At 38.9% G+C, this 18,732-nt stretch carries 23 protein-coding genes; 7 read left to right on the top strand and 16 right to left on the bottom strand.

The window, feature by feature from the left end; all coding sequences use genetic code 11:
- Positions 1–27 precede the first annotated feature (27 nt).
- From DYI25_RS04900 to DYI25_RS04885, 4 genes are all read right to left on the bottom strand, one after another.
- The gene (locus tag DYI25_RS04900) at positions 28–348 is read right to left on the bottom strand and encodes a heterocycloanthracin/sonorensin family bacteriocin (RefSeq protein ID WP_213369413.1); all 321 of its coding nucleotides are present in this window, start codon (positions 346–348) and stop codon (positions 28–30) included.
- Between the two features lie 450 nt (positions 349–798).
- Positions 799–1,005 (bottom strand): hypothetical protein, encoded by a 207-nt coding sequence (locus DYI25_RS04895; RefSeq protein WP_213367319.1) that lies wholly within the window; start codon positions 1,003–1,005, stop codon positions 799–801.
- Between the two features lie 276 nt (positions 1,006–1,281).
- Positions 1,282–2,022: a PAS domain S-box protein gene (locus DYI25_RS04890; RefSeq protein ID WP_213367318.1), complete on the bottom strand. Its 741-nt coding sequence runs from the start codon at positions 2,020–2,022 to the stop codon at positions 1,282–1,284.
- Positions 2,015–2,647, bottom strand: coding sequence for a TetR/AcrR family transcriptional regulator (locus DYI25_RS04885; RefSeq protein WP_213367317.1), 633 nt, complete (start codon positions 2,645–2,647; stop codon positions 2,015–2,017). Before DYI25_RS04885 ends, DYI25_RS04890 begins: the two co-directional genes overlap by 8 nt.
- Positions 2,648–3,074: 427 nt before the next feature.
- Here DYI25_RS04885 and DYI25_RS04880 point away from each other — a divergent pair, with 427 nt between their 5' ends.
- Positions 3,075–3,311, top strand: a complete 237-nt coding sequence (locus tag DYI25_RS04880) for a hypothetical protein (RefSeq protein WP_213367316.1) — start codon at positions 3,075–3,077, stop codon at positions 3,309–3,311.
- 59 nt (positions 3,312–3,370) lie between these two features.
- Here the strand turns inward: DYI25_RS04880 and lepB are convergent, their stop codons facing one another.
- Complete coding sequence (gene lepB / locus DYI25_RS04875) at positions 3,371–3,916, bottom strand: signal peptidase I (RefSeq protein ID WP_213367315.1); 546 nt, start codon at positions 3,914–3,916, stop codon at positions 3,371–3,373.
- A 158-nt stretch (positions 3,917–4,074) separates the two neighbouring features.
- Positions 4,075–4,308: a glutaredoxin family protein gene (locus tag DYI25_RS04870; protein ID WP_213367314.1), complete on the bottom strand. Its 234-nt coding sequence runs from the start codon at positions 4,306–4,308 to the stop codon at positions 4,075–4,077.
- Between the two features lie 247 nt (positions 4,309–4,555).
- Here DYI25_RS04870 and DYI25_RS04865 point away from each other — a divergent pair, with 247 nt between their 5' ends.
- Together DYI25_RS04865 and DYI25_RS04860 are read left to right on the top strand one after the other, a co-directional pair.
- Positions 4,556–4,735 (top strand): hypothetical protein, encoded by a 180-nt coding sequence (locus tag DYI25_RS04865; RefSeq protein WP_213367313.1) that lies wholly within the window; start codon positions 4,556–4,558, stop codon positions 4,733–4,735.
- A gap of 335 nt (positions 4,736–5,070) precedes the next feature.
- Positions 5,071–5,922, top strand: a complete 852-nt coding sequence (locus DYI25_RS04860) for a patatin-like phospholipase family protein (RefSeq protein ID WP_213367312.1) — start codon at positions 5,071–5,073, stop codon at positions 5,920–5,922.
- Positions 5,923–6,032: 110 nt separating this feature from the next.
- On the opposite strand, the gene DYI25_RS04855 is transcribed toward DYI25_RS04860, so the two are convergent.
- The 4 genes from DYI25_RS04855 to DYI25_RS04840 all read right to left on the bottom strand — a co-directional run bounded on the left by DYI25_RS04855 (position 6,033) and on the right by DYI25_RS04840 (position 11,176).
- The gene (locus DYI25_RS04855) at positions 6,033–7,460 is read right to left on the bottom strand and encodes an aldehyde dehydrogenase family protein (RefSeq protein ID WP_213367311.1); all 1,428 of its coding nucleotides are present in this window, start codon (positions 7,458–7,460) and stop codon (positions 6,033–6,035) included.
- A gap of 17 nt (positions 7,461–7,477) precedes the next feature.
- A complete protein-coding gene (locus DYI25_RS04850) occupies positions 7,478–9,109 on the bottom strand; it encodes an acetolactate synthase large subunit (protein ID WP_213367310.1) in 1,632 nt (543 codons plus the stop codon).
- A 156-nt stretch (positions 9,110–9,265) separates the two neighbouring features.
- On the bottom strand, positions 9,266–10,042 hold the full coding sequence (locus DYI25_RS04845; RefSeq protein ID WP_213367309.1) for a TerC family protein: 777 nt from the start codon (positions 10,040–10,042) through the stop codon (positions 9,266–9,268).
- Between the two features lie 897 nt (positions 10,043–10,939).
- Positions 10,940–11,176: a hypothetical protein gene (locus DYI25_RS04840; RefSeq protein ID WP_213367308.1), complete on the bottom strand. Its 237-nt coding sequence runs from the start codon at positions 11,174–11,176 to the stop codon at positions 10,940–10,942.
- 275 nt (positions 11,177–11,451) lie between these two features.
- On the opposite strand from DYI25_RS04840, the gene DYI25_RS04835 reads away from it, so the two are divergent.
- Positions 11,452–12,744, top strand: coding sequence for a TolB family protein (locus DYI25_RS04835; RefSeq protein WP_213367307.1), 1,293 nt, complete (start codon positions 11,452–11,454; stop codon positions 12,742–12,744).
- Between the two features lies 1 nt (position 12,745).
- On the top strand, positions 12,746–13,039 hold the full coding sequence (locus DYI25_RS04830; protein ID WP_213367306.1) for a hypothetical protein: 294 nt from the start codon (positions 12,746–12,748) through the stop codon (positions 13,037–13,039).
- Positions 13,040–13,147: 108 nt separating this feature from the next.
- On the opposite strand, the gene tatA is transcribed toward DYI25_RS04830, so the two are convergent.
- Positions 13,148–13,342: a twin-arginine translocase TatA/TatE family subunit gene (gene tatA / locus DYI25_RS04825; RefSeq protein ID WP_213367305.1), complete on the bottom strand. Its 195-nt coding sequence runs from the start codon at positions 13,340–13,342 to the stop codon at positions 13,148–13,150.
- 136 nt (positions 13,343–13,478) lie between these two features.
- Here tatA and DYI25_RS04820 point away from each other — a divergent pair, with 136 nt between their 5' ends.
- Positions 13,479–13,997, top strand: a complete 519-nt coding sequence (locus tag DYI25_RS04820) for a ferritin-like domain-containing protein (RefSeq protein ID WP_249745243.1) — start codon at positions 13,479–13,481, stop codon at positions 13,995–13,997.
- Between the two features lie 66 nt (positions 13,998–14,063).
- Here the strand turns inward: DYI25_RS04820 and DYI25_RS04815 are convergent, their stop codons facing one another.
- On the bottom strand, positions 14,064–14,291 hold the full coding sequence (locus tag DYI25_RS04815; RefSeq protein ID WP_213367304.1) for a hypothetical protein: 228 nt from the start codon (positions 14,289–14,291) through the stop codon (positions 14,064–14,066).
- A gap of 188 nt (positions 14,292–14,479) precedes the next feature.
- Between DYI25_RS04815 and DYI25_RS04810 the strand changes: the two genes are divergently transcribed.
- Complete coding sequence (locus DYI25_RS04810) at positions 14,480–15,265, top strand: PIG-L deacetylase family protein (RefSeq protein ID WP_213367303.1); 786 nt, start codon at positions 14,480–14,482, stop codon at positions 15,263–15,265.
- Positions 15,266–15,494: 229 nt separating this feature from the next.
- Here DYI25_RS04810 and DYI25_RS04805 read toward each other — a convergent pair whose 3' ends face one another.
- The 4 genes from DYI25_RS04805 to DYI25_RS04790 all read right to left on the bottom strand — a co-directional run bounded on the left by DYI25_RS04805 (position 15,495) and on the right by DYI25_RS04790 (position 18,630).
- Complete coding sequence (locus DYI25_RS04805) at positions 15,495–15,704, bottom strand: hypothetical protein (RefSeq protein WP_213367302.1); 210 nt, start codon at positions 15,702–15,704, stop codon at positions 15,495–15,497.
- 127 nt (positions 15,705–15,831) lie between these two features.
- Positions 15,832–16,458, bottom strand: a complete 627-nt coding sequence (locus DYI25_RS04800) for a class I SAM-dependent methyltransferase (protein WP_213367301.1) — start codon at positions 16,456–16,458, stop codon at positions 15,832–15,834.
- A gap of 433 nt (positions 16,459–16,891) precedes the next feature.
- Positions 16,892–17,038: a hypothetical protein gene (locus tag DYI25_RS04795; RefSeq protein ID WP_213367300.1), complete on the bottom strand. Its 147-nt coding sequence runs from the start codon at positions 17,036–17,038 to the stop codon at positions 16,892–16,894.
- Between the two features lie 836 nt (positions 17,039–17,874).
- Positions 17,875–18,630, bottom strand: coding sequence for an SDR family oxidoreductase (locus tag DYI25_RS04790; RefSeq protein ID WP_213369409.1), 756 nt, complete (start codon positions 18,628–18,630; stop codon positions 17,875–17,877).
- Positions 18,631–18,732 lie beyond the last annotated feature (102 nt).

The raw sequence follows: 18,732 nt of genomic DNA, 5'->3' as shown, positions 1-18,732 counted from the left end.
TCATTATTCTTAACTCTCTCTCCAATCTCAACGACCGCCGCAACGGCCGCCACCGCCACACCGACCACCGCCGCCGCATCGACCACCACATCGACCGCAGTTGCTGCAACGGCTGCATCTGCTGCAACTAAAGCAATTAAAGCAATTAAAGCAATTAAAGCAGCTGAAGCAGTTAAAGCAACTAAAACAACTAAAACAGCTAAAGCAGCGCCCAAACCCACCAAAGCCAAGGAAGATCCGGTCATCCCCAGTATTATTATAGTACTGGCTTTGATCCCAACTAACCGGCTGTGTTGCATGGAAATCCTCAACATTCAGCGTTTGCAGTTCATTTTGAAAATCATTCATCATCTGTATATCCTCCTCTACAAATTAACAAGGGCCACAAATCAGGAAGCAAGAAAAAGTCGAGCTTTCCATGAAAAAATTCTGTATATAAGGCAAATACACTAATTTATAAGAATACTCCCCAACAATTTATGTAAACGGGATGGGCATTGTCACTCATATAAAAGCCTATTTTAGAAGACGCTGAAATAAATAAACACGTGTAATAACAAAATAAGCTGCCAGGACACTGGCAGCTCACGTACCTATACATAGAAAAAAGAAGGATGGACATTTTTATAAAAAAAGGATGTTTTGCTTGGTATCGACCTCACAAGGGAAATATTCCACAATTGTATACTCATTATTTTCATTTTGATGATGGATAAATTCAGTTATGATCCTTACTTTTTTAAGGAACAAATGATACTCTCAAAGACATCCAAATCCCTCACCTAGAACTATGAAAGTCTACCCATAGAATCCCGCAGTATTCAATACAAATACACCAACCAACGTCACACAAATGCCAGTCAAAGCCGCGATTCCTGCAGTTCTTAACTTTTTCGAATCCAACCAAACGGTCAAAGAAACAATGATTGTAATAATAATTCCAAAGAAAATAGCTGCCGCAGGAGTTGTGGGGCCTAGAAAGTCATACCAATTCAAAAAATCCATATAAATGCACACCTTCTAATATTTTACTATTTTTACGATATATTAACTTTAAGGTTTCATTTCTGAGTAAGATTTATTTCTGGATTATTTGCATCATTTAATTTTTGTGATGAGAATCGAAACAATAACTACCTTTCGACTAATCTGTCTACTCTTAAAATTTTAGCTCTTAGTCAAATTCTCATCAATAGACTGGGGAGTGAGCCTTTTAAAGAACAAAAACAGCATGAATAAAGAAAAAAGCACAAGATTCGATCCTTGCGCTTTTACAGTATATTAATCTATAAATGTATTCAGTCCTGTACTGACATTGTTTATAAACTTAAAGTCGTCATAAGCCGTTTCGGTTTCCACCCATTTTCTTGCTAGCTCCGGTCGTACACCGCTTATTAAGACTTCTACTCCAAGCAACCCAAGGGCTTGTTTTGCTTTCTTTAGGGATTCAATAAACTCAAAATCAGGGTCTCTGACTGTCGATAAATCAATGATTAATGATTTAACGGTTTTTTCAGTCACTTGTTTCAGCGTCCGTTCAAGTTTCAATCCTGACTGCCCTGGGACCCAATAAATTGGAAGTAGGGCGACCTTATTTTTAAGTGGAATAAGCGTAGCGGATAATTCCTCAATCCGGTCACTTAATTCACTTTGTATGGAAATAGTATCTGTAACATCCATGAAAAACACCGCTGCACCCAGAAATTCTGCTTCATGTTCTATAATGGATGTACGTATATCTAAATATTTATTATATTTTCCCCATTTATAAGGCATAGCCTTTACATAATATTCTTCTTTATCCCTAACTGTTTTTTCAACAAAACGGACATCATCTGGAGCATCTGGCCAAACATCGTAAGCGCTTCTTCCTATTACATTGTCACCGTCAACACCTAGAATCTCTTTTGCCATATCATTTATAAAGATTACATTGTATTGTGGGTCCAGCGCCATAGCTGCCTCAGTTACCGAGTTTAACATTGTCGAAAGTAATATTTCAGATTGAACCACACTAGACATTTTTTATTTCCCCCGTATTGGTCTGTCTTATATCTGCTGCCTTGATTCCCGACCAAAAATGATGCCAACCATCCTGAATCAGTTCAGTAGTTTCTTGGTAATCATTTAATAGTATTGCTGTTAGAATTCCATCTATCAATATTTGAAAAAGAGCCACTAGTTTCTCTGATGGAACATTTCTTAGTTCCCCGTTCTCAACTCCTTTTCTAAATATGTCAGCAAGCTCTTTGTGAAAACTCTGTGCCACTGTTTCGGCCGAAATTCTTTTAATTTCATTTTCCAGGTGCTCAGGTGGAAAAAGCCCAATCCTTCTCCAAAATTTTGTCGCGTTTTTCTTGTCAACCCAAAGTTGCATGTACCAGCGTAATACATGGTAAAGTTGATGTTCCACTGGATGATCTACTTCCTTTAAGACAGCGAAAAATTGCTCCAGTTTTGCTTTATATAATCCCGCGACAAATTGAACCACCGCGATAAATAATTCATCCTTGCTATTATAATGTGCATAAATAGAAGACTTTCGTATGCCTACAGCATTTGCAATCATCGAGAGCGAGGTACCATAATAGCCCTTTTCTGCAAACAAAATCAGTGCTTCTTGATTTATACGGTCCAGCGATTTCATTTTTACCTACCTATCGGTCGTTTTTTTTTATTAATTATAGCAAATCTCTCTATCCACTCCAAGGTTAATCTGCTAAATAATCTTTGGCATGCTCCTAAATAGCACCAGCTCCTTAAAGAGGTACGGAAAAATCATTTGAGTTTTTTTGTTATTACAGAAAGTGTTTTACAAGGTGTGATTGCCTGGCAATAAAAGTGTCAACAGAAATGTCTTTTGGCTACTTAGCAGCCCAGATTTCATTCAGGGCTTTCAGCAATCTCTTCCTGAAACAACAAATCTTCGACGTCTTTCCCATCTACTGCTCCTTATTATTCGTTTATTTATTCATTTAACTGAATTCGGGAGGGTAAACATGTCTATTTTGAGGACCATCAAAAAATCGAAACTTCTCCGAATGTAAAACGTATACAAACCAGGAGGTGTTCGAATGACTTTTAAAAGCTTGGTTGTTACTCTTGGAACGCTTTTTTTAACGACAGGTTTGCTCTTCTTAATCGGACATATTTTTACCATTCGCTGGTTAATGTTTTATTACGAATATTCTGCTGATGCCGAGGGTTTCTACATATCTGGGGGGTCTATGATTCCTTTAATTATTGGTCTGATTTTCAGTTTCATTGCGGAAAAGATTTATGTTTATATGCACAGTCAAAAACATGGTTAAGAACTCCTGGTTAAAAAACGCGTTGATCCAACTGATCAACGCGCTTAAGGAAGCTGGGGTTATTCACCAATAATTTTCATTTCTTTCAACGGGTAAAAAACAAACTTTGTTGTTCCTACTATACTTTCTATAGGAACAGCGCCAAAATGGCGGCTGTCTCTGCTCCACCTTCTGTTATCTCCCAGTACAAAAATATGACCTTCTGGAACAGCGTCACTGCCAACTGGCGTCTCGCTTAAAGTAAACGAACCTGTTAGTTGGCCACTAGAGATGAGCTTCTTGCTCTCATCCAAATATGGTTCTTCATATGGCTTTCCATTTATATAAAGCACGTCATCCTTGTATTCAACCCGGTCACCAGGAAGCCCGATGACCCGCTTGATATAATCCTTGTCCTCGGTTCCATGGAAAACAACGATATCAAATCGTTTTGGTTCGCCAATTTTCGTAACGAACATCCTCTCCTGGCTATGCAAGGTCGGCTCCATTGAAGCACCCTTTACCTCAATCGGGGTCATTAAAAAAACCCGAACGACAAAAGCCAATACTATTGCAATAAGAAATGCCTTCACCCAATCCCAAATTTCATTCCGCTCTTTTACCATATACCTGCTCCTCTCCCAATGGTTATGTGGATTATATTTCCACAAAAACAATGGAATTCCTTCTTCTCACTGAAACTTCGGGCTTCAACATTCTCTGAAAGTCTACTCGAAAAAATGGCAAATAAAAAAGAGGCCTAAGCCTCTTTTTAAGATAAAAATTATTTATTTACATACTGCATCAGCGTATCCGGGTCAAAACCAAGAACCCAGTTGCCATTAACCTTCGTTTGTGGCACACCCATCTGACCTGTCTCTTCAACCAGCTTTTGTGCAGCAGCTTGATCATGTTGTACATTAACTTCTTTGTAGTTTAATCCTTGACCCTCAAGGAATTGTTTCATCATTGTGCAGTAAGGTCAAGTATTCGTTGTGTAAACAGTGATATCGTTCATTCTTATTGCCTCCTTTTAATTTCTCAATACCCTATATTGTATTATCCCAGTTTTGCTAAATTTATGCAAAAAAGAAGTACCGGGATACCTATGTTTTTCCCTATTTTACTGAAAAAAAACAGGATAGGAGGTATTCTTATAGTAGGTGGAAAACTAGCCTAACCAGTAAGTTGATTAAATATTTTTTATGTACTCATTAAAAGAGATATAAGGGAGAAAAATCACGCCAGGAGCGGAGGCAAGATCAATGGAACTTCTTATCATCCCAGTCGCCATCGTATTTATTGCGATGTTCATACATGCCGTTAATGATGTTTCAAAGGTTAGACTCCGATCATTATGGCCTATCCAGATTCAGCGATTTTTGAATTCAGTGAGGAAGGTATTTTTAAAAGAGAACTGGATGAAACGAATCATTATCGGATGATGAAGCAATTTTTCGAGAATACTCCAAGAATGATACATCATTTACTGGAGGACTAATCGGTCTAAAAATACGAATCATTAGAACTCCCTCTGATTGGATCTTGGTTGAATCCTGTTTTTTGCTTCTATCAAGGGAATGGGCGATTACCTTCTGTTCTCCGAGTTTATTTTACTAATAAAATATTACAGCTCCTTTTCTCTTTATCTCTAAGGTGGCCGTCCGAGAAATTGTTTTTTCACAATCATAACTTGTAAAAATTTGCATACTCTGTGATAGACTATTTTTATAGAAAACAACATGAGACTGATAGAAATAGATATTAAGGGGGAGTACGAGTGTTTAGCAGTGGTTTGATCCTTGAGGGTGGAGGCATGAGAGGTGTCTACACTGCCGGAGTGCTGGAGTGTTTTTTAGAAAATGACTTATTTTTCCCGTATGTCATCGGGGTATCTGCAGGTGCATGCCAGGGATCTTCCTATGTTGCCAGGCAGCCGGGCCGGAACAAGCAAGTCACGATTGATTATGTAAAACACCGGGATTATATTTCTTACCGGAATTTATTATTAAAAAAAGAATTATTCGGGATGGATTTCATTTTTGATAAGCTTCCAAATGAGCTCGTTCCGTTTGATTTTGAAACTTTCAACAGCGCTGAGGAAAAGTTTCTTGTTGGCACGACTGATTGTATCACAGGCGAACCAGTTTATTTTGATAAAAATGATGTTCCTAAGGACTTCCTGAAAATCATCAGAGCTTCCAGTACACTACCTTTCATGGCACCGGCCATCGAGTTCCAGGGCCGAACGCTGATGGATGGCGGCATTGCGGACCCTATTCCAGTTAGGAAAGCGCTGGCTGATGGGGTTGAAAGAAGCGTAATTGTTCTGACGAAACCAAAAGGATATCGTAAGAAAAAATCTTCCCTGTCCTGGCTGCCACGATATGTGTATAAGGAGTTCAAAGGGCTGCACACCGTGCTCGAAAAACGCTATAAGCTGTATAACGAAACGCTGGACTACATCGAAGAACTTGAAGCTAAAAAAGAAGTCTTCGTCATTAGACCATCAAAGGATTTGAAAGTAGGAAGAGTTGAGCGCAATCCCGAAAAACTGACTCAATTGTACGAAGTTGGTTATAAAGATGCGAAGGAAAGTTTCGTTCAATTGAAAGACTGGCTGGGAAAGTAAGTGAGATTATAAATAATATAGTTTTAATGGGTATCTATATTGACCTGTCATACTGTTTTACATCACATTAAAAAGACCACTTCCCATCCCTGGAAAGTGGTCTTTTACTTTTATAATCTAGCCCCAATAAACTTCATCTCAGTCATTTCTTCCATCGCATACTTGACGCCTTCTCTGCCTAGTCCGCTTAGTTTCACGCCGCCATATGGGTAATTGTCCTGACGGTATACGGATGAGTCGTTGATCCAGACGCCTCCCATTTCGAGGCTGTCTGCGACTCGATAAGCGCGGCTGATATCTTTCGTAAATACGCCTGCCTGAAGTCCATAGATGGAGTCATTTGTATTTTCAACCGCTTCTTCTTCCGTTTTAAACGGAATCACGGTAACAATAGGAGCAAAGGCTTCTTCCCTAACGACTTTCATGTCCTTTTTTACATTTGTGATGATCGTCGGGTGCATCATCGTTCCCTTTCTTTCGCCACCAGTTTCAACAGTAGCTCCCTGGTCTCTTGCTTCTTCCACCCATTCCTGGATTCTTTTTGCCGCGTTTTCATCAATCATCGGACCAAAATCCGTTTCCTCTTCCAGCGGGTCGCCGATTTTCATTTGATTCGTTGCTTCAATGTACTTCTTGAGGAACTCGTCATAAATACCTTGCTGGACATAAATTCTTTGGGCGGAAACACATACCTGGCCTGAATACCCGAAGGCTGCGTTGACCAGCCTATCTACAGCATCATCAATATCGGCATCCTCAAAGACGATATTCGGCGAATTTGAACCGAGCTCCATTGTAACCTTTTTAAAACCGGCTGTATCGCGAATGATTTTCCCGACTGTCAAACTGCCGGTAAAGGTGATCTTTGGTACATCCTTATGCGGGACGAGAGTGGTTCCTGCCGTTTTACCGGTGCTAAGGACCAGGTTCAGCGCTCCGTCGGGCAATCCTGCATCCTTGAAGAGCTTCGCAAGCATATATGCTGATACAGGCGTTTTCTCAGCAGGCTTAAAAATAACTGTATTCCCAGCGGCGATTGCAGGGGCAATCTTATGAAGTGATAAATTCAACGGGAAGTTAAACGGTGTGATTGCACCAATTACCCCCATTGGCACCCGCTTCACCATGCCCATTCGGTTATCCCCGCGGAGAGCTGCATCCATTGGTACCACTTCCCCTGCCGTATGTTTAGACAGTTCGCTTGAGAATCGAAGGATTTGGATTGATCGCATAATCTCTGCCCGGCTATGCTTCAGCGGCTTTCCCGCTTCCATTGCAATGATTTCGGCAAACTCCTCTTTCTTTTCTTCCAAAAGTTCGGATGCCCTAAGAAGAATATCAGCCCGCTCGTGTGCCGGCATCGTCTTCATCTTTTGCTGGAAAGTCTGGCGGCTGTTCTCGATCGCCTCTTCCATTTCCTTTTCATCAGCAAGGAACATCTCAGCAACCAGTTCGCCGCTGTATGGATTCCTCACTTCCATCTTTTCACCGCTGCCATCTATCCTTTCAGCACCGTTGATGATTGAAGCAATTTTCATCACTTTCCCTCCTGTTCCTAGCATAAGATTTCACCCAGCTTTTCGGTCAGCTTCATGTTTTCGCTATAGTCCACAGGGCAATCAATTAAAACTGGTTTATTCAATTCGGCCGCTTTCTTGATGGCATCCTTCAGCTCTCCTCCTTCTTCTATCCCAATCGCTTCGAAACCGTATGATTTTGCAAGCTGGATAAAATCAGGATTCCCGAACTTGATATTCGATGGCCTGTTAAACTCCTTCATCTGCTTCCATTCAATCAGGCCGTACCCGCCATCTCGCCATAAGAGGATAATAATTGGCAGATTCAATCTCATTGCCGTCTCAAGTTCTGCACTGGACATTTGGAAGGCTCCGTCGCCAACTACCGCAACAACATTCCGTTCAGGATGGATCATTTTTGCAGAGATTGCGGCTGGGACTGCTATACCCATTGAAGCCAAACCGTTAGAAATCAGGCAGGTGTTTGGTTTAAAAGTATGGTACATTCTCGCCATCCACATTTTATGGGCCCCGACATCCGAGATTACAATATCCTCATCGTTCATCACATCCCTGAGGTCATGAATGATTTTCTGCGGTTTGACCGGAAAACTTGTATCATCAGCATAAGACTGGAATTCATTCAGCGTTTTTTCTCTGACTTCTGCTACCCACTTGTTATCCCTTTCCATTGATGAGATGACCTTCTCCAATTGCTTAAGGTTTTCATTTATATCTCCAATCACGCTATGTTTAACAGGATAATTGGCATCTGTTTCGGCTTCTGTTGTATCGATGTGTAAAATAGGGCTTTCTCCATCAGGATTCCAGTTTTTTGGAGGATATTCAGCCATGTCAAAACCGATCGCAATGATCAAGTCAGACTGTGCAAATCCACATGTAATATAGTCCTTGCCGCTGATACCAGCAGTTAATAGACTTAAATCATTTTTCCAGGAAATCGCTCCTTTCCCCATGAACGTATGAACGACGGGGAGATCTGCTTTTTCCGCAAAAACTCTTAGACTTTCTTCAGCTTGTCCCCTTTCAACACCCATTCCAGCAAGGATCAACGGATGTTTTGCCTTTTCAATAAGCTTAGCTGCCTCCTTGATGACACGATCCCCTGCTTCCATGGTTGTCGGTTCACTGATGTCCAGAGGATTTCCATCCACTTCCATTGCGGCAATATCCTCCGGCAAGTCTATATGAGTGGCTCCAGGCTTATCCCCTTGTGCTACATCAAATGCTTTTCGGACAACCTCGGGAATGATTTCCGCTTTTTTCACCTGGGTATTCCACTTCGTTACCGGTTCAAAGATGGAAACCAGATCATAATATTGGTGGGAAATTTTATGCTGGCGATCCAACCCTGCCTGTCCTGTGATCGCAACGATCGGACTGTGGTCCATATTTGAGTTGGCTACCCCTGTTAAAAGATTGGTCGCTCCTGGTCCAAGAGTCGCAAGGCATACCCCTGGCTTACCGGTTAGTCTTCCATATGTTCCCGCCATAAAAGCGGCATTGGTTTCATGCCTAGTTACTACGAATTCAATACTCGAATCAAGGAGAGCGTCCATAATATCAAGGTTTTCCTCTCCAGGAACACCGAATATATATTCAACACCCTCACGTTCCAGACATTTAATCATTAATTCTGCTGCTTTCATATCAACACTCCTTTACGAGGGATTATCAACTTATCCTTATAAATGACTATTCCACGCGGAAGAACAGATAAACTTTCAGAAGATTCAGGATTATTGAAACAACAAAAAAAGTGCGGCAATCCATTTTCGGATTACACGCACTTTTTGCATCATTAATTATAAAGAGTTGCCTTCACCCTTAGTTTTTTTCGCTGGAGCAAACCATCCGATAAGGGCTATTGCTACCAATACCCCATAGAATATTGTTGTCCAGAGTGTACTATGTGGAAAATCATGGTCTAAGATTGCAATTTCTTCATGAGCAAGGGTAATGACTGCAAGCTTTACACCGACCCACGCCACGATTGCGTAGGCAGTTGTTTCCAATGCTGGTCGCTGATCAAGCAGCTTAACAAACCAGGTAGCCGCGTATTTTATTAAGATCAGACCGGCAATTCCTCCAAGCACGACAACGATAAATTTCCCACCATCCATGCCGCCGAAATCTCCTAGCGGTGAGTCTGGCAGTCCAAGGGCAAGAGCAACAGCAGCAAGAATTGAATCAATCGCAAACGCAAGGTCTGCTAAACCGATTTTCCCAACAGTCGGCCAGAAGCCCATTCCTCTTGCTTCCTTCTCATCTTCCTTATGGATATTTTCATTTTCCTTACCAAACTTAGCCTGGATGACATGCTTCAGTCCCAGATATAGTAGGTAGGCTGCACCGATTGCCTGAACCTGCCAGACATTTGCAATGAAGGAAATAGCAAAAAGTGCCCCAAATCTAAAAACAAACGCCATCAATATTCCATAACTAATCGCCTTTTTCTTCTGGTCATCAGGTAAATGTTTCGCTATGATAGCCAGTACAAGAGCATTGTCAGCCGATAGCAATCCTTCAAGACCGATCAATATCAACAATGCCCAGGCATATTCAAGCCAAATTGATTCCATCAACCTCTCTCCTTCCTCTTCCACAACTCTTATGTAAATGTCTCATTAACAATAGAATTACCCATTAAGCCTCGCACAATCCACATGAATATTGCTTATTTAACTGAGTGTCATTCTATGTCTACATCATTTAACTATTACCATATACCATATAAAAGCAATAGATAAACTTACCAATAAATTAATGGTAGAGACTATAATACTCTATATTTTTTCAGGAAAATATTCAACATTTTTGTTTTTTTCAGAATCAAAAAATAAACAGACTAGCTTGTCCGTTTTGTTTGCAATGGGTACTGTTCTGGTAAACATCTGTGAGTCATATAAATGTCGTTGACCTTCTACATTAAACTTCTTTTTCTTTTTGTTTTTTCTGTTCCTTCAACGCTAGGATTATGGCCATCAGCAACAATATTAACTGCAATCCATAAAACAACAGGGAATACATCGAACTTAACACCAAGGCAATCCCTACAGAGGAAGTTGATAAGAAAATCAAGCCTACAATCGCTCTCAGTTCCCTTTTGGCTTTAGTTCTTATTATGAAAATGCTTAGGAAAACTATTGTTAAAAAGGCAATGGCAGAAAGCGTGAGCTGAATGGAAGACCCTCCCTTTAAGCAAGTCCTTTTTTCACACTTCCCAATTATACCACTTTTTACCGGTTAGGTTATATAAAAAATCCAGACAGATAGGATGCAAATCCTTTGAGTTTTTTTTAAAATGTACAAACCCTCGGACAGGTTTTGCGACTAAAGACTAAATGCTGTCCGAACATGGGGCTAGTTCTGAAAGGTTCTGCCCGATATAAGCGTAAGCTGCCAGAAGCGTGTAACTCAGTAATATCAGGAATAAGAAAAAGCTGCCAACTCTGACAGCCGCTTAAGTAAGGGCAGAATTAATAATAGTCTTGATGATTTTTATAAGCTTGCCTTCTTTTAAGTTTAGACTGCTTGTTGCCATGGTTATGTCCAAGCGAAATGGATGGGTAATGAACATTTTGTTTCTTTTCCCTTGCCCAGTCATGATCGTCTTCATCATGTTCATGGAACAAATGGGCAGACCGCATTTCATTCCTTGCAGTGATTACTCGTTTCGATGGATGTCTTTTGCCTGATTTACCCCTTTTATCCATCTCGGCACCCCCTGGTATTCAACAATCCTTCCTTTTTATTTTACCATGGTTAAAGTTGTCCAATTATGAACACCTTTAAAATTTTTCAGAATAACCATGGAATTCCTTTTCATCAAATTGTTCCTAATTTGGTGACCCTTTTGATCCCACCAGGGTAAGAAAATGCCATATGTAAATTTTATATATTTTTCCTAAAAAACCCTTTTAATTAGTGTAATTTTACACTATATTGTATATATGGTAAATAAACCGGTATCTTTTAAGGGGGATGACCAGTGAATAGAAAGAAAACATTAATAGGTGCAATTGCTATCGTTGCTTTGTTGATGGCATTCAGCATTAGCTATTTGTTATTGGCAGATCGAGATGCCTACAAATATTATACAGGTCTTGGAAGCGGGCTAGCTATCTCAGAGGATGATCAGCGCATTGCCTTTTCCTATTTCAATAACGGTATATCAGCAATATATACAGCCGGACAGGACGGTAGAGATGTTAAAAGAATAAGCAATCCCAAACAGGTTTATCACTTGAAGCCTCAGTTTTCACCTGATGGCAGCAAGATTTTATATTTATCACAAGACAGAAACGATATTCAGTCACTTTACATAGCAAATGTGGATGGGGCCAATCCTAAAAAAATTTCAGATCAATCACAGCACGTTTCTGGCGCCGTCTTTTCTGATGACAATGAAACGATTTTCTTTGCTAGCATGCCTGCAGAAGAGTTTCAGAAGTCTGAGGGGGAAACTCAGGAGGGCTTTGACCTTTTTTCCGTAAAAACTGATGGCACCGAAATGCAGCAGTTGACTGATAGAGATTTCTATACGATGGATAGCCTTGTTTTTTCTGCTGACAAAAAGGAAGTCCTCTTCAAGGATTTTGACGATACGAATACGTTTGACCTGGAAGATCAACGAGTATACACGGCTGATTTTAACGGTGAGATGCCTGCTGAATTCTTTCATCTGACTCTATCACCTGAAAGAAATGCGGCTGCTTTCACAACGGTTGCCAATGAATCACGCGATTCTTCCCTGTTTGAATACGATTTATTTCTTAAGGATTTGCAAAGTGGAGACACAAAAAGGCTCACCGACTTGAATTCATCTGTCGTTTCTCCGGTCTTTTTTAGCGAGAAAAATGAAATTCTCTTCTTGGAATATAAAAATTGGCCGCAAGAACCAGAGGAATATAAGTTGATGACTGTGGACCTAGAAACAAACAAGCTAAAAGAAGTTACACTTGATATGCCGGACCTTAAGGCAAGCAACTTTGTAATGAAGACAATCGATTCCTTAGTCAGCGGTTGGACTATGGGACTTTTATATACAGTGCTGATCATGCTCATTACTGTTTACGTAAAACCTGGAAAAGTACTTTTTCCTTCATTCCTCAGCCTTGTCATTGGATTGCTCACACTTGCAGCCAGCTTCGTTGTTGCTTCAACGATAGACCCCTGGTCAGGAATTGGAGTCGGTATGCTGGCAGCTGGAATACTCGCGTGCAGTATTGTTTCATTTATCTTTTCCTTTATTATGAAGCAATTAAGGAAAGGAGCGAAATAAAATGCCAGATTCAGCAGGAATGATATTGACGCTCTTAATGAATATTGCTCTGTTTGGAATGGCGAATTATTTTGCAGTGAAGTATTCAGCGAGGAATATAAAAAGACGTGTTATTGCCGGAGTGTGCTTTCTCCTATCAACACCATTAATCTTTTTCAGCACTCTCTATCTCGGTGTTACGTGGGATGACACGGGATGGGGAGCAGGAATACTGACAGTGTTTTTTACTGGGCTGTATTTATTGAATGGGTTGATCATGATGTTGTCTGCGATTCATATTTATTTTAGAAAATAAGTGTTCTATGCTGTCCAGTTATTGATTAACGCACAGTTTTTTAATATTTCCATCTCGATATCCATAAGAACCCCATGAAACAAAAAAAGCTGCCAGTGGCAGCTTTTTTTAACTCTTCTTATCTTCGTCGTCTTCTCTGATTTCCTTCTTGATATCATCAGTGAGTCCATTCGTCGCATTTTTGAATTCTTTCATCGACTTGCCGACCGCTCGTCCAATTTCCGGAAGTTTGTTTGGCCCAAAGATGATCAGTGCGATTACGAGAATCAGGATTAATCCTGGGAATCCTATATTTGAAAGCATTGTATCTCTCCTATTGAAAAGTTACGTCTATTATATCTAATCATCCTCACAAATTAAACCCAAAGTATTTTTACGTATCAAATTCCACTCTACGAAAACAATAAGATTGATCATTTTTCATAAGGGGTGTACAACAATGAAATCAAAATTAGTTCTATTTGCAGCATGCCTGTTTTTATTCATGAGTTTAGCCGGAGCTGTCCAGGGACAAACTGAGGTGCCTGCTGACTTTGGGGCGAAGGGTGCACTGAATGATACTTCGATTACAATGGATGAAGCTTTAGTATATGCCATCCAGGACGAATACCTTGCACAGGCTCGTTACGACACTGTCATTGGAAAATTCGGCAACATCAGACCATTTAGCAATATCAAGGCAGCAGAGCAGAAACATATAAGCGCCCTCGTTTCTTTATTTCAAAAATACGACAAACAACTTCCTGAAGACAATGCACAACAATATGTTTCAGTACCTGAAACATTAAAGGATGCTTTTAACGCAGGAGTTCAGGCCGAAATTGATAACATTGCGATGTATGATAAGCTTAAAATGATCCCATCTCTGCCTGAGGATGCAAAAATGGTTTTTACCCAGTTAGGAAATGCTTCAAAAAACCACCTAAGAGCCTTCCAAAGAGGTGCCGGGAGGAACTAATTAAACTCGATATACTGCGGGATGATCTGTGCAGGAATCTCAGCATAAGAAAAATCTAGTCATCGACTAGATTTTCTTTTTGATGTCTTCTTTTATCGAGTCCATTAAACCCTTAGACAAGTTTGCAGGCAGTGTTTTACCATCCTCAAGAACCCAAGCATTCATCAATTCAAGGTCTGATTTTTGAAAAGTGATAATATAATTCTGTTGCTCAAATAATAGTTCAACAGTTACATGTTCCTCACCATATGCTTCCTCATCAATAATCATATTTGTCATTTCATATGAATTCATAGAAAAACTCCTTTTCTTATTTCTTTTGTTATATTAGTCAATAAGTTGATATTTATTCTACCCGTACACTTGTTTACATAATAATTTTATCTAAAATAACAAACTTAATATAAGACAAAAACGCGCCAGAAAAATGCTGACGCGTAACTTTTCTTATTCTGTTATAGCTGCCATAAACTGGAGCGGTAATGTATGCTAACTTCTATGTGAATGATGAGGATGTCCATGTTTCGGAAGAGCTTTTTCCAGAGGGTGCACCGATGAAGATCATGGCCATCTTTGCTCATCCAGATGATGAAATCATGATCGCCGGAACGTACCATAAGTTAAATAAAAATAAAGATGTTACCAGTGTGCTCGCTACTTTTACTAGAGGTGAAGCCGGTGGTACTGGAGGAGTTGTTCCTAAAGAGAAACTAGGGGAAACACGGACAATAGAATTGGAGAAATCAGCTGAAATCTTAAATATTGACCATCTGGAAGTCTATGATTATCCTGACAGCGGCCTGGCTGAGGCGGATCATGAGGCGATCAAACAAACAATTCGAGAATTAATCGATCAATATAAGCCCACAACCGTTCTTACCTACGATGATGTAGTCGGTTTATACGGACATCCCGACCATGTAGTGATGAGCAAGTTAACTAAAGAATTCATTACGGAGGAAATGGAAAAAGAAGATTCTCCTGTGAAGCGACTTTATTTCGCCACACTTCCCAAACCAATGATCAACCTTGCACTCAAGCTCTCACCTACTTTTAAAGAGCGATACCCTCGGGATAAAGGCTTGCCAGAACCAACCATCGCCTTCCCGATGGCGACCGAAGCATCTGCACGCAAACAAGTCCTGCTTGCACATGAAACACAATGGAAAAACGTAGCAAGCGTCCAAACCTATCATGACAAAGTTCCATCATGGATTTATTACCAAATCTTCGACCGCGAGTACTATCATTTAGTCAAATCTAAATAAACAAAAGCCTTCCTTTTTTCGGATGGTCATAACTTATAATTCCCGTTTTAAATTCAGTCCTTTAATTACACCTGATTGTTGACTGATTGGAATTGTGATAGTAGTTGAATTAGTACAAGGTCAGAAAACCGTTTGGCACTTAAAGCTGCACAGATAAGCTTGGGGTTAATAAGCTCCAAGCCTTATTTAGCTTTCTTGAAGATAAGCATCCGTTAGGGAAACAAGCAATTTACTTGTCATTATCTAAATCACTATCAAGAAATGATTTTTCATTGCCTTTGTCTCCATACTTTTTTTCGATAAAATGACCAACTACAGATTTGTTAATCCCTTCCTTGACTGCTGTTGAAATTACTATATACAAAATAAATAGACCAACAATTAGAAAAATAATATTAAAAACCAAAACAAAGCCAGATACACCTATATTTGATATCATACTCCCACCCCCAATAATAATAATGTTAGCCTATTATTACTGTTATTGTTTTTTTGCATCTAAAATATAAACATTCTTATTCAACATAAGCAACCGAACGTGGAACAAAAAAGTATGAAAGGTTAATTTAATTCTTAGTTCCCCTAACTGCAACGGTATGATACCCTCTTGAATCTGGACCTCTGGCAAAAGAGACATCCCTAAATCCTGCATTCTTCATAGACGGAATTACTTGATTTTCAATAATACCTCTTATGCTTTCCCAAGTTTCGTCTTCTTTCCCGTCAGAAAAAGTAAGGATTACAGCTCCTTTTGGCTTTAGAACCCTATTGATTTCTGATAATGTCATAGTTATATCAGTCCAAAAATAAATAGTCTGGATACTGAAGACCGTATTGAAATTTTCATTATGAAAGGGCAACTTATTGAAATTTGCTTTTACTAGTTTTACTCTCTTTTCATTTATTGCCTTTTTGTTTCTAATTCTTGCTGATCGAATAATTGTTGGAGAAATGTCCAAACCGACTATTTCTTCAGCTAAATTCTTTTCAAAAATTAATTTAATTGCATATCCTGCCCCACACCCTAACTCTAAAATCCTGTCCCCTTGTTGAATATTCATTAGCTCTAATGACCAATTTGTTTCAGTCTTGTGCTGCCTTACCATTTTTTCACCAATATATGTACCTATAATTCCTTTTGGCGTTTTATAATGACTATCAATAAATTCTCTAGTGGTTTTGAAGAAACCCATACATAACTCCCCTTGAAATGTTCTAATACCTTATAATTCAACAAAGTTTGGGTTGACCCTTTCTAATCTTTCTTAAACCTACTGGTTTAGTTTAATAAAAAAAGAGCGATCTCCATCTTGCAAAATCGCACCCGAAAGTTGAATTACTTCTTCAATATACGAATTAGTCCAAATACAAAAACAATAATCGAAACCGGGAAAGTATATAAAAAATTAATTGGTGTAAAAAGCCCTAATATAAAAATAATAATACCTATAATTATTAAACTCATAGACATAAAAGTTTACCTCTTCTATAATTGGTTTTATCATAAAAATACAAAATCCCTTGTTAAAGTTTACTTCTTCAATAGTTGAAGAATGCAATAGTCGGTGAACAATTGACAGACCTTCATTTATTACTCCCGATAATTGAATATGGGTATGAATATGATTACTGAAATAAACCGAATACCCAAACAATGACAAACATTGGAACTGCTACAATTATCATTCCTGCAAATAAATAGCTAATCGACCTTATGATTAATTTTAAAATATCATATACTGCGCCTGCTAAGTCCTCAACCAATCTCACCATTAAAAGCCACTCCCAAAAAATAACTTAGTGATTATATTTTAACATTATTTTCCTTAGCAAAACCATGTAAAGTCCATCAAATTGCTTCTTAAACTCTTCTGCTTTATTTGTTCATAGGGAGTTCTAAGAAAATGGACTTTAATCCTTCTTGAATCCCCCACAAATGGTAGTGAATTATTCTCAAACTTAGTTTAAACACAGGAAAGCTGCCACTTGTACATACAAAAAACTGCCTTGTGGCAGCCAACATTTTTTAAAGTTAAAATATTATATTTGTACATACCATAATACAAATACCAAAAAGTCCAAGAATTATTGCTTTAATTTTTCCCATGCTTTCCCAAGAACAATAATATAGCTGATCCGAACATTAAAAGACCAATTGCATATAGAGCAAGCATCAAAAAGTAAAATATTTAGCCTCCCTAAACAGAGTTTCCTGAGCAATGATTCTTGAAAATGACTTTACTGTATAAGTGAACTTTTTACTTTTACAATTGAGAATCCGTTTATCGACTAAGGACGCTATAAAATATCTTTTTGTCTAGCTATCTTTCTTTTGGTTATTTAAAATCTCTACCAATGTAGTATGAATATTATTAAGGGTTACTAAGATAATTCCTAACATAGCAAAGGTTACGACTTCGCCTGTGATAAACGAAATAACACCGAGCACAAACAAATACAAAGTGTATTGCCAATTCTTCATTATAATCAACCACCAATCAACCAATATTGTAAATTCCTTATTAAATCAATGCACCATTTAGTAGAATATAATATTTATGAATACTGATTGGTAATGCTACTTTCTCTTTTTTGCTTCGCTTGTTGTTCTACCCTCGAATAAATCCACCCTCTGAATTTATAACCTGTCCCGTTATCCATTTCGCTTCATCACTAGCAAGAAAAGCAATAGTACGTGCGACGTCTTCTGGTACCCCTATACGTCCCATTGGGAATTTAGGGAGGAGATATTCTCTTATTTCATCATTCATCCAAGTTGAATCTGTCGGTCCTGGGTTTACAGCATTTACCGTAATTCCTATTGGCGCAAGTTCTTGAGATAATGACCTAGTAAAAGCTGAAATGGCACCCTTGGTTGCTGCATAAGCTAACTCCCCTGGCATCGGCCCCAAATCTTGTCCCGATGTCAAATTAATTATTCTCCCTGTATCTATAGAGGATTTTTTAATACGACGAGCAAATTCCACACAAAGTAGAAAATTAGATCGCATATTAACTGCATAATGTTGATCAAGTGTTTTAGCATCTAACACTAAGTACCCATCACCCTTTGCATGAGCTGCATTATTAATCAAAATGGATGGAAAACCGAGTTTACTTTCCACAGTATCAAGTATTTCAAATGCAGCATTGGCGTTTGATAAATCAATTTTTAAGGTTTCACAAAGGACCCCTGTATTTGCAATCTCTAGTTGGAATTCTTCTATCCAGTCATGATACGAATTCCAATGCGTAAAGAAAATATTTATCCCCTGTGAAGCTAATTTGCGACAAATTGCTGTACCTATATCACTTTGACTACTTGCTCCTGTAATAATGGCAATCTTATTTTTGAAGTTAGTCATCATATCCCCCATAACCCTGTTGCGTTCAATAAGTATGTTCAACATAAAAAGCGTTAATTCTCCCTTGGATCAACGCGCTAGTTAGTATTATTGGAAACTAAT

The organism is Mesobacillus boroniphilus (assembly GCF_018424685.1).
Classification (GTDB): domain Bacteria; phylum Bacillota; class Bacilli; order Bacillales; family Cytobacillaceae; genus Mesobacillus; species Mesobacillus boroniphilus_A.
The sequence above is the reverse complement of the archived record's forward strand: the minus strand, read 5'-3'. Positions and strand labels throughout refer to the sequence as shown.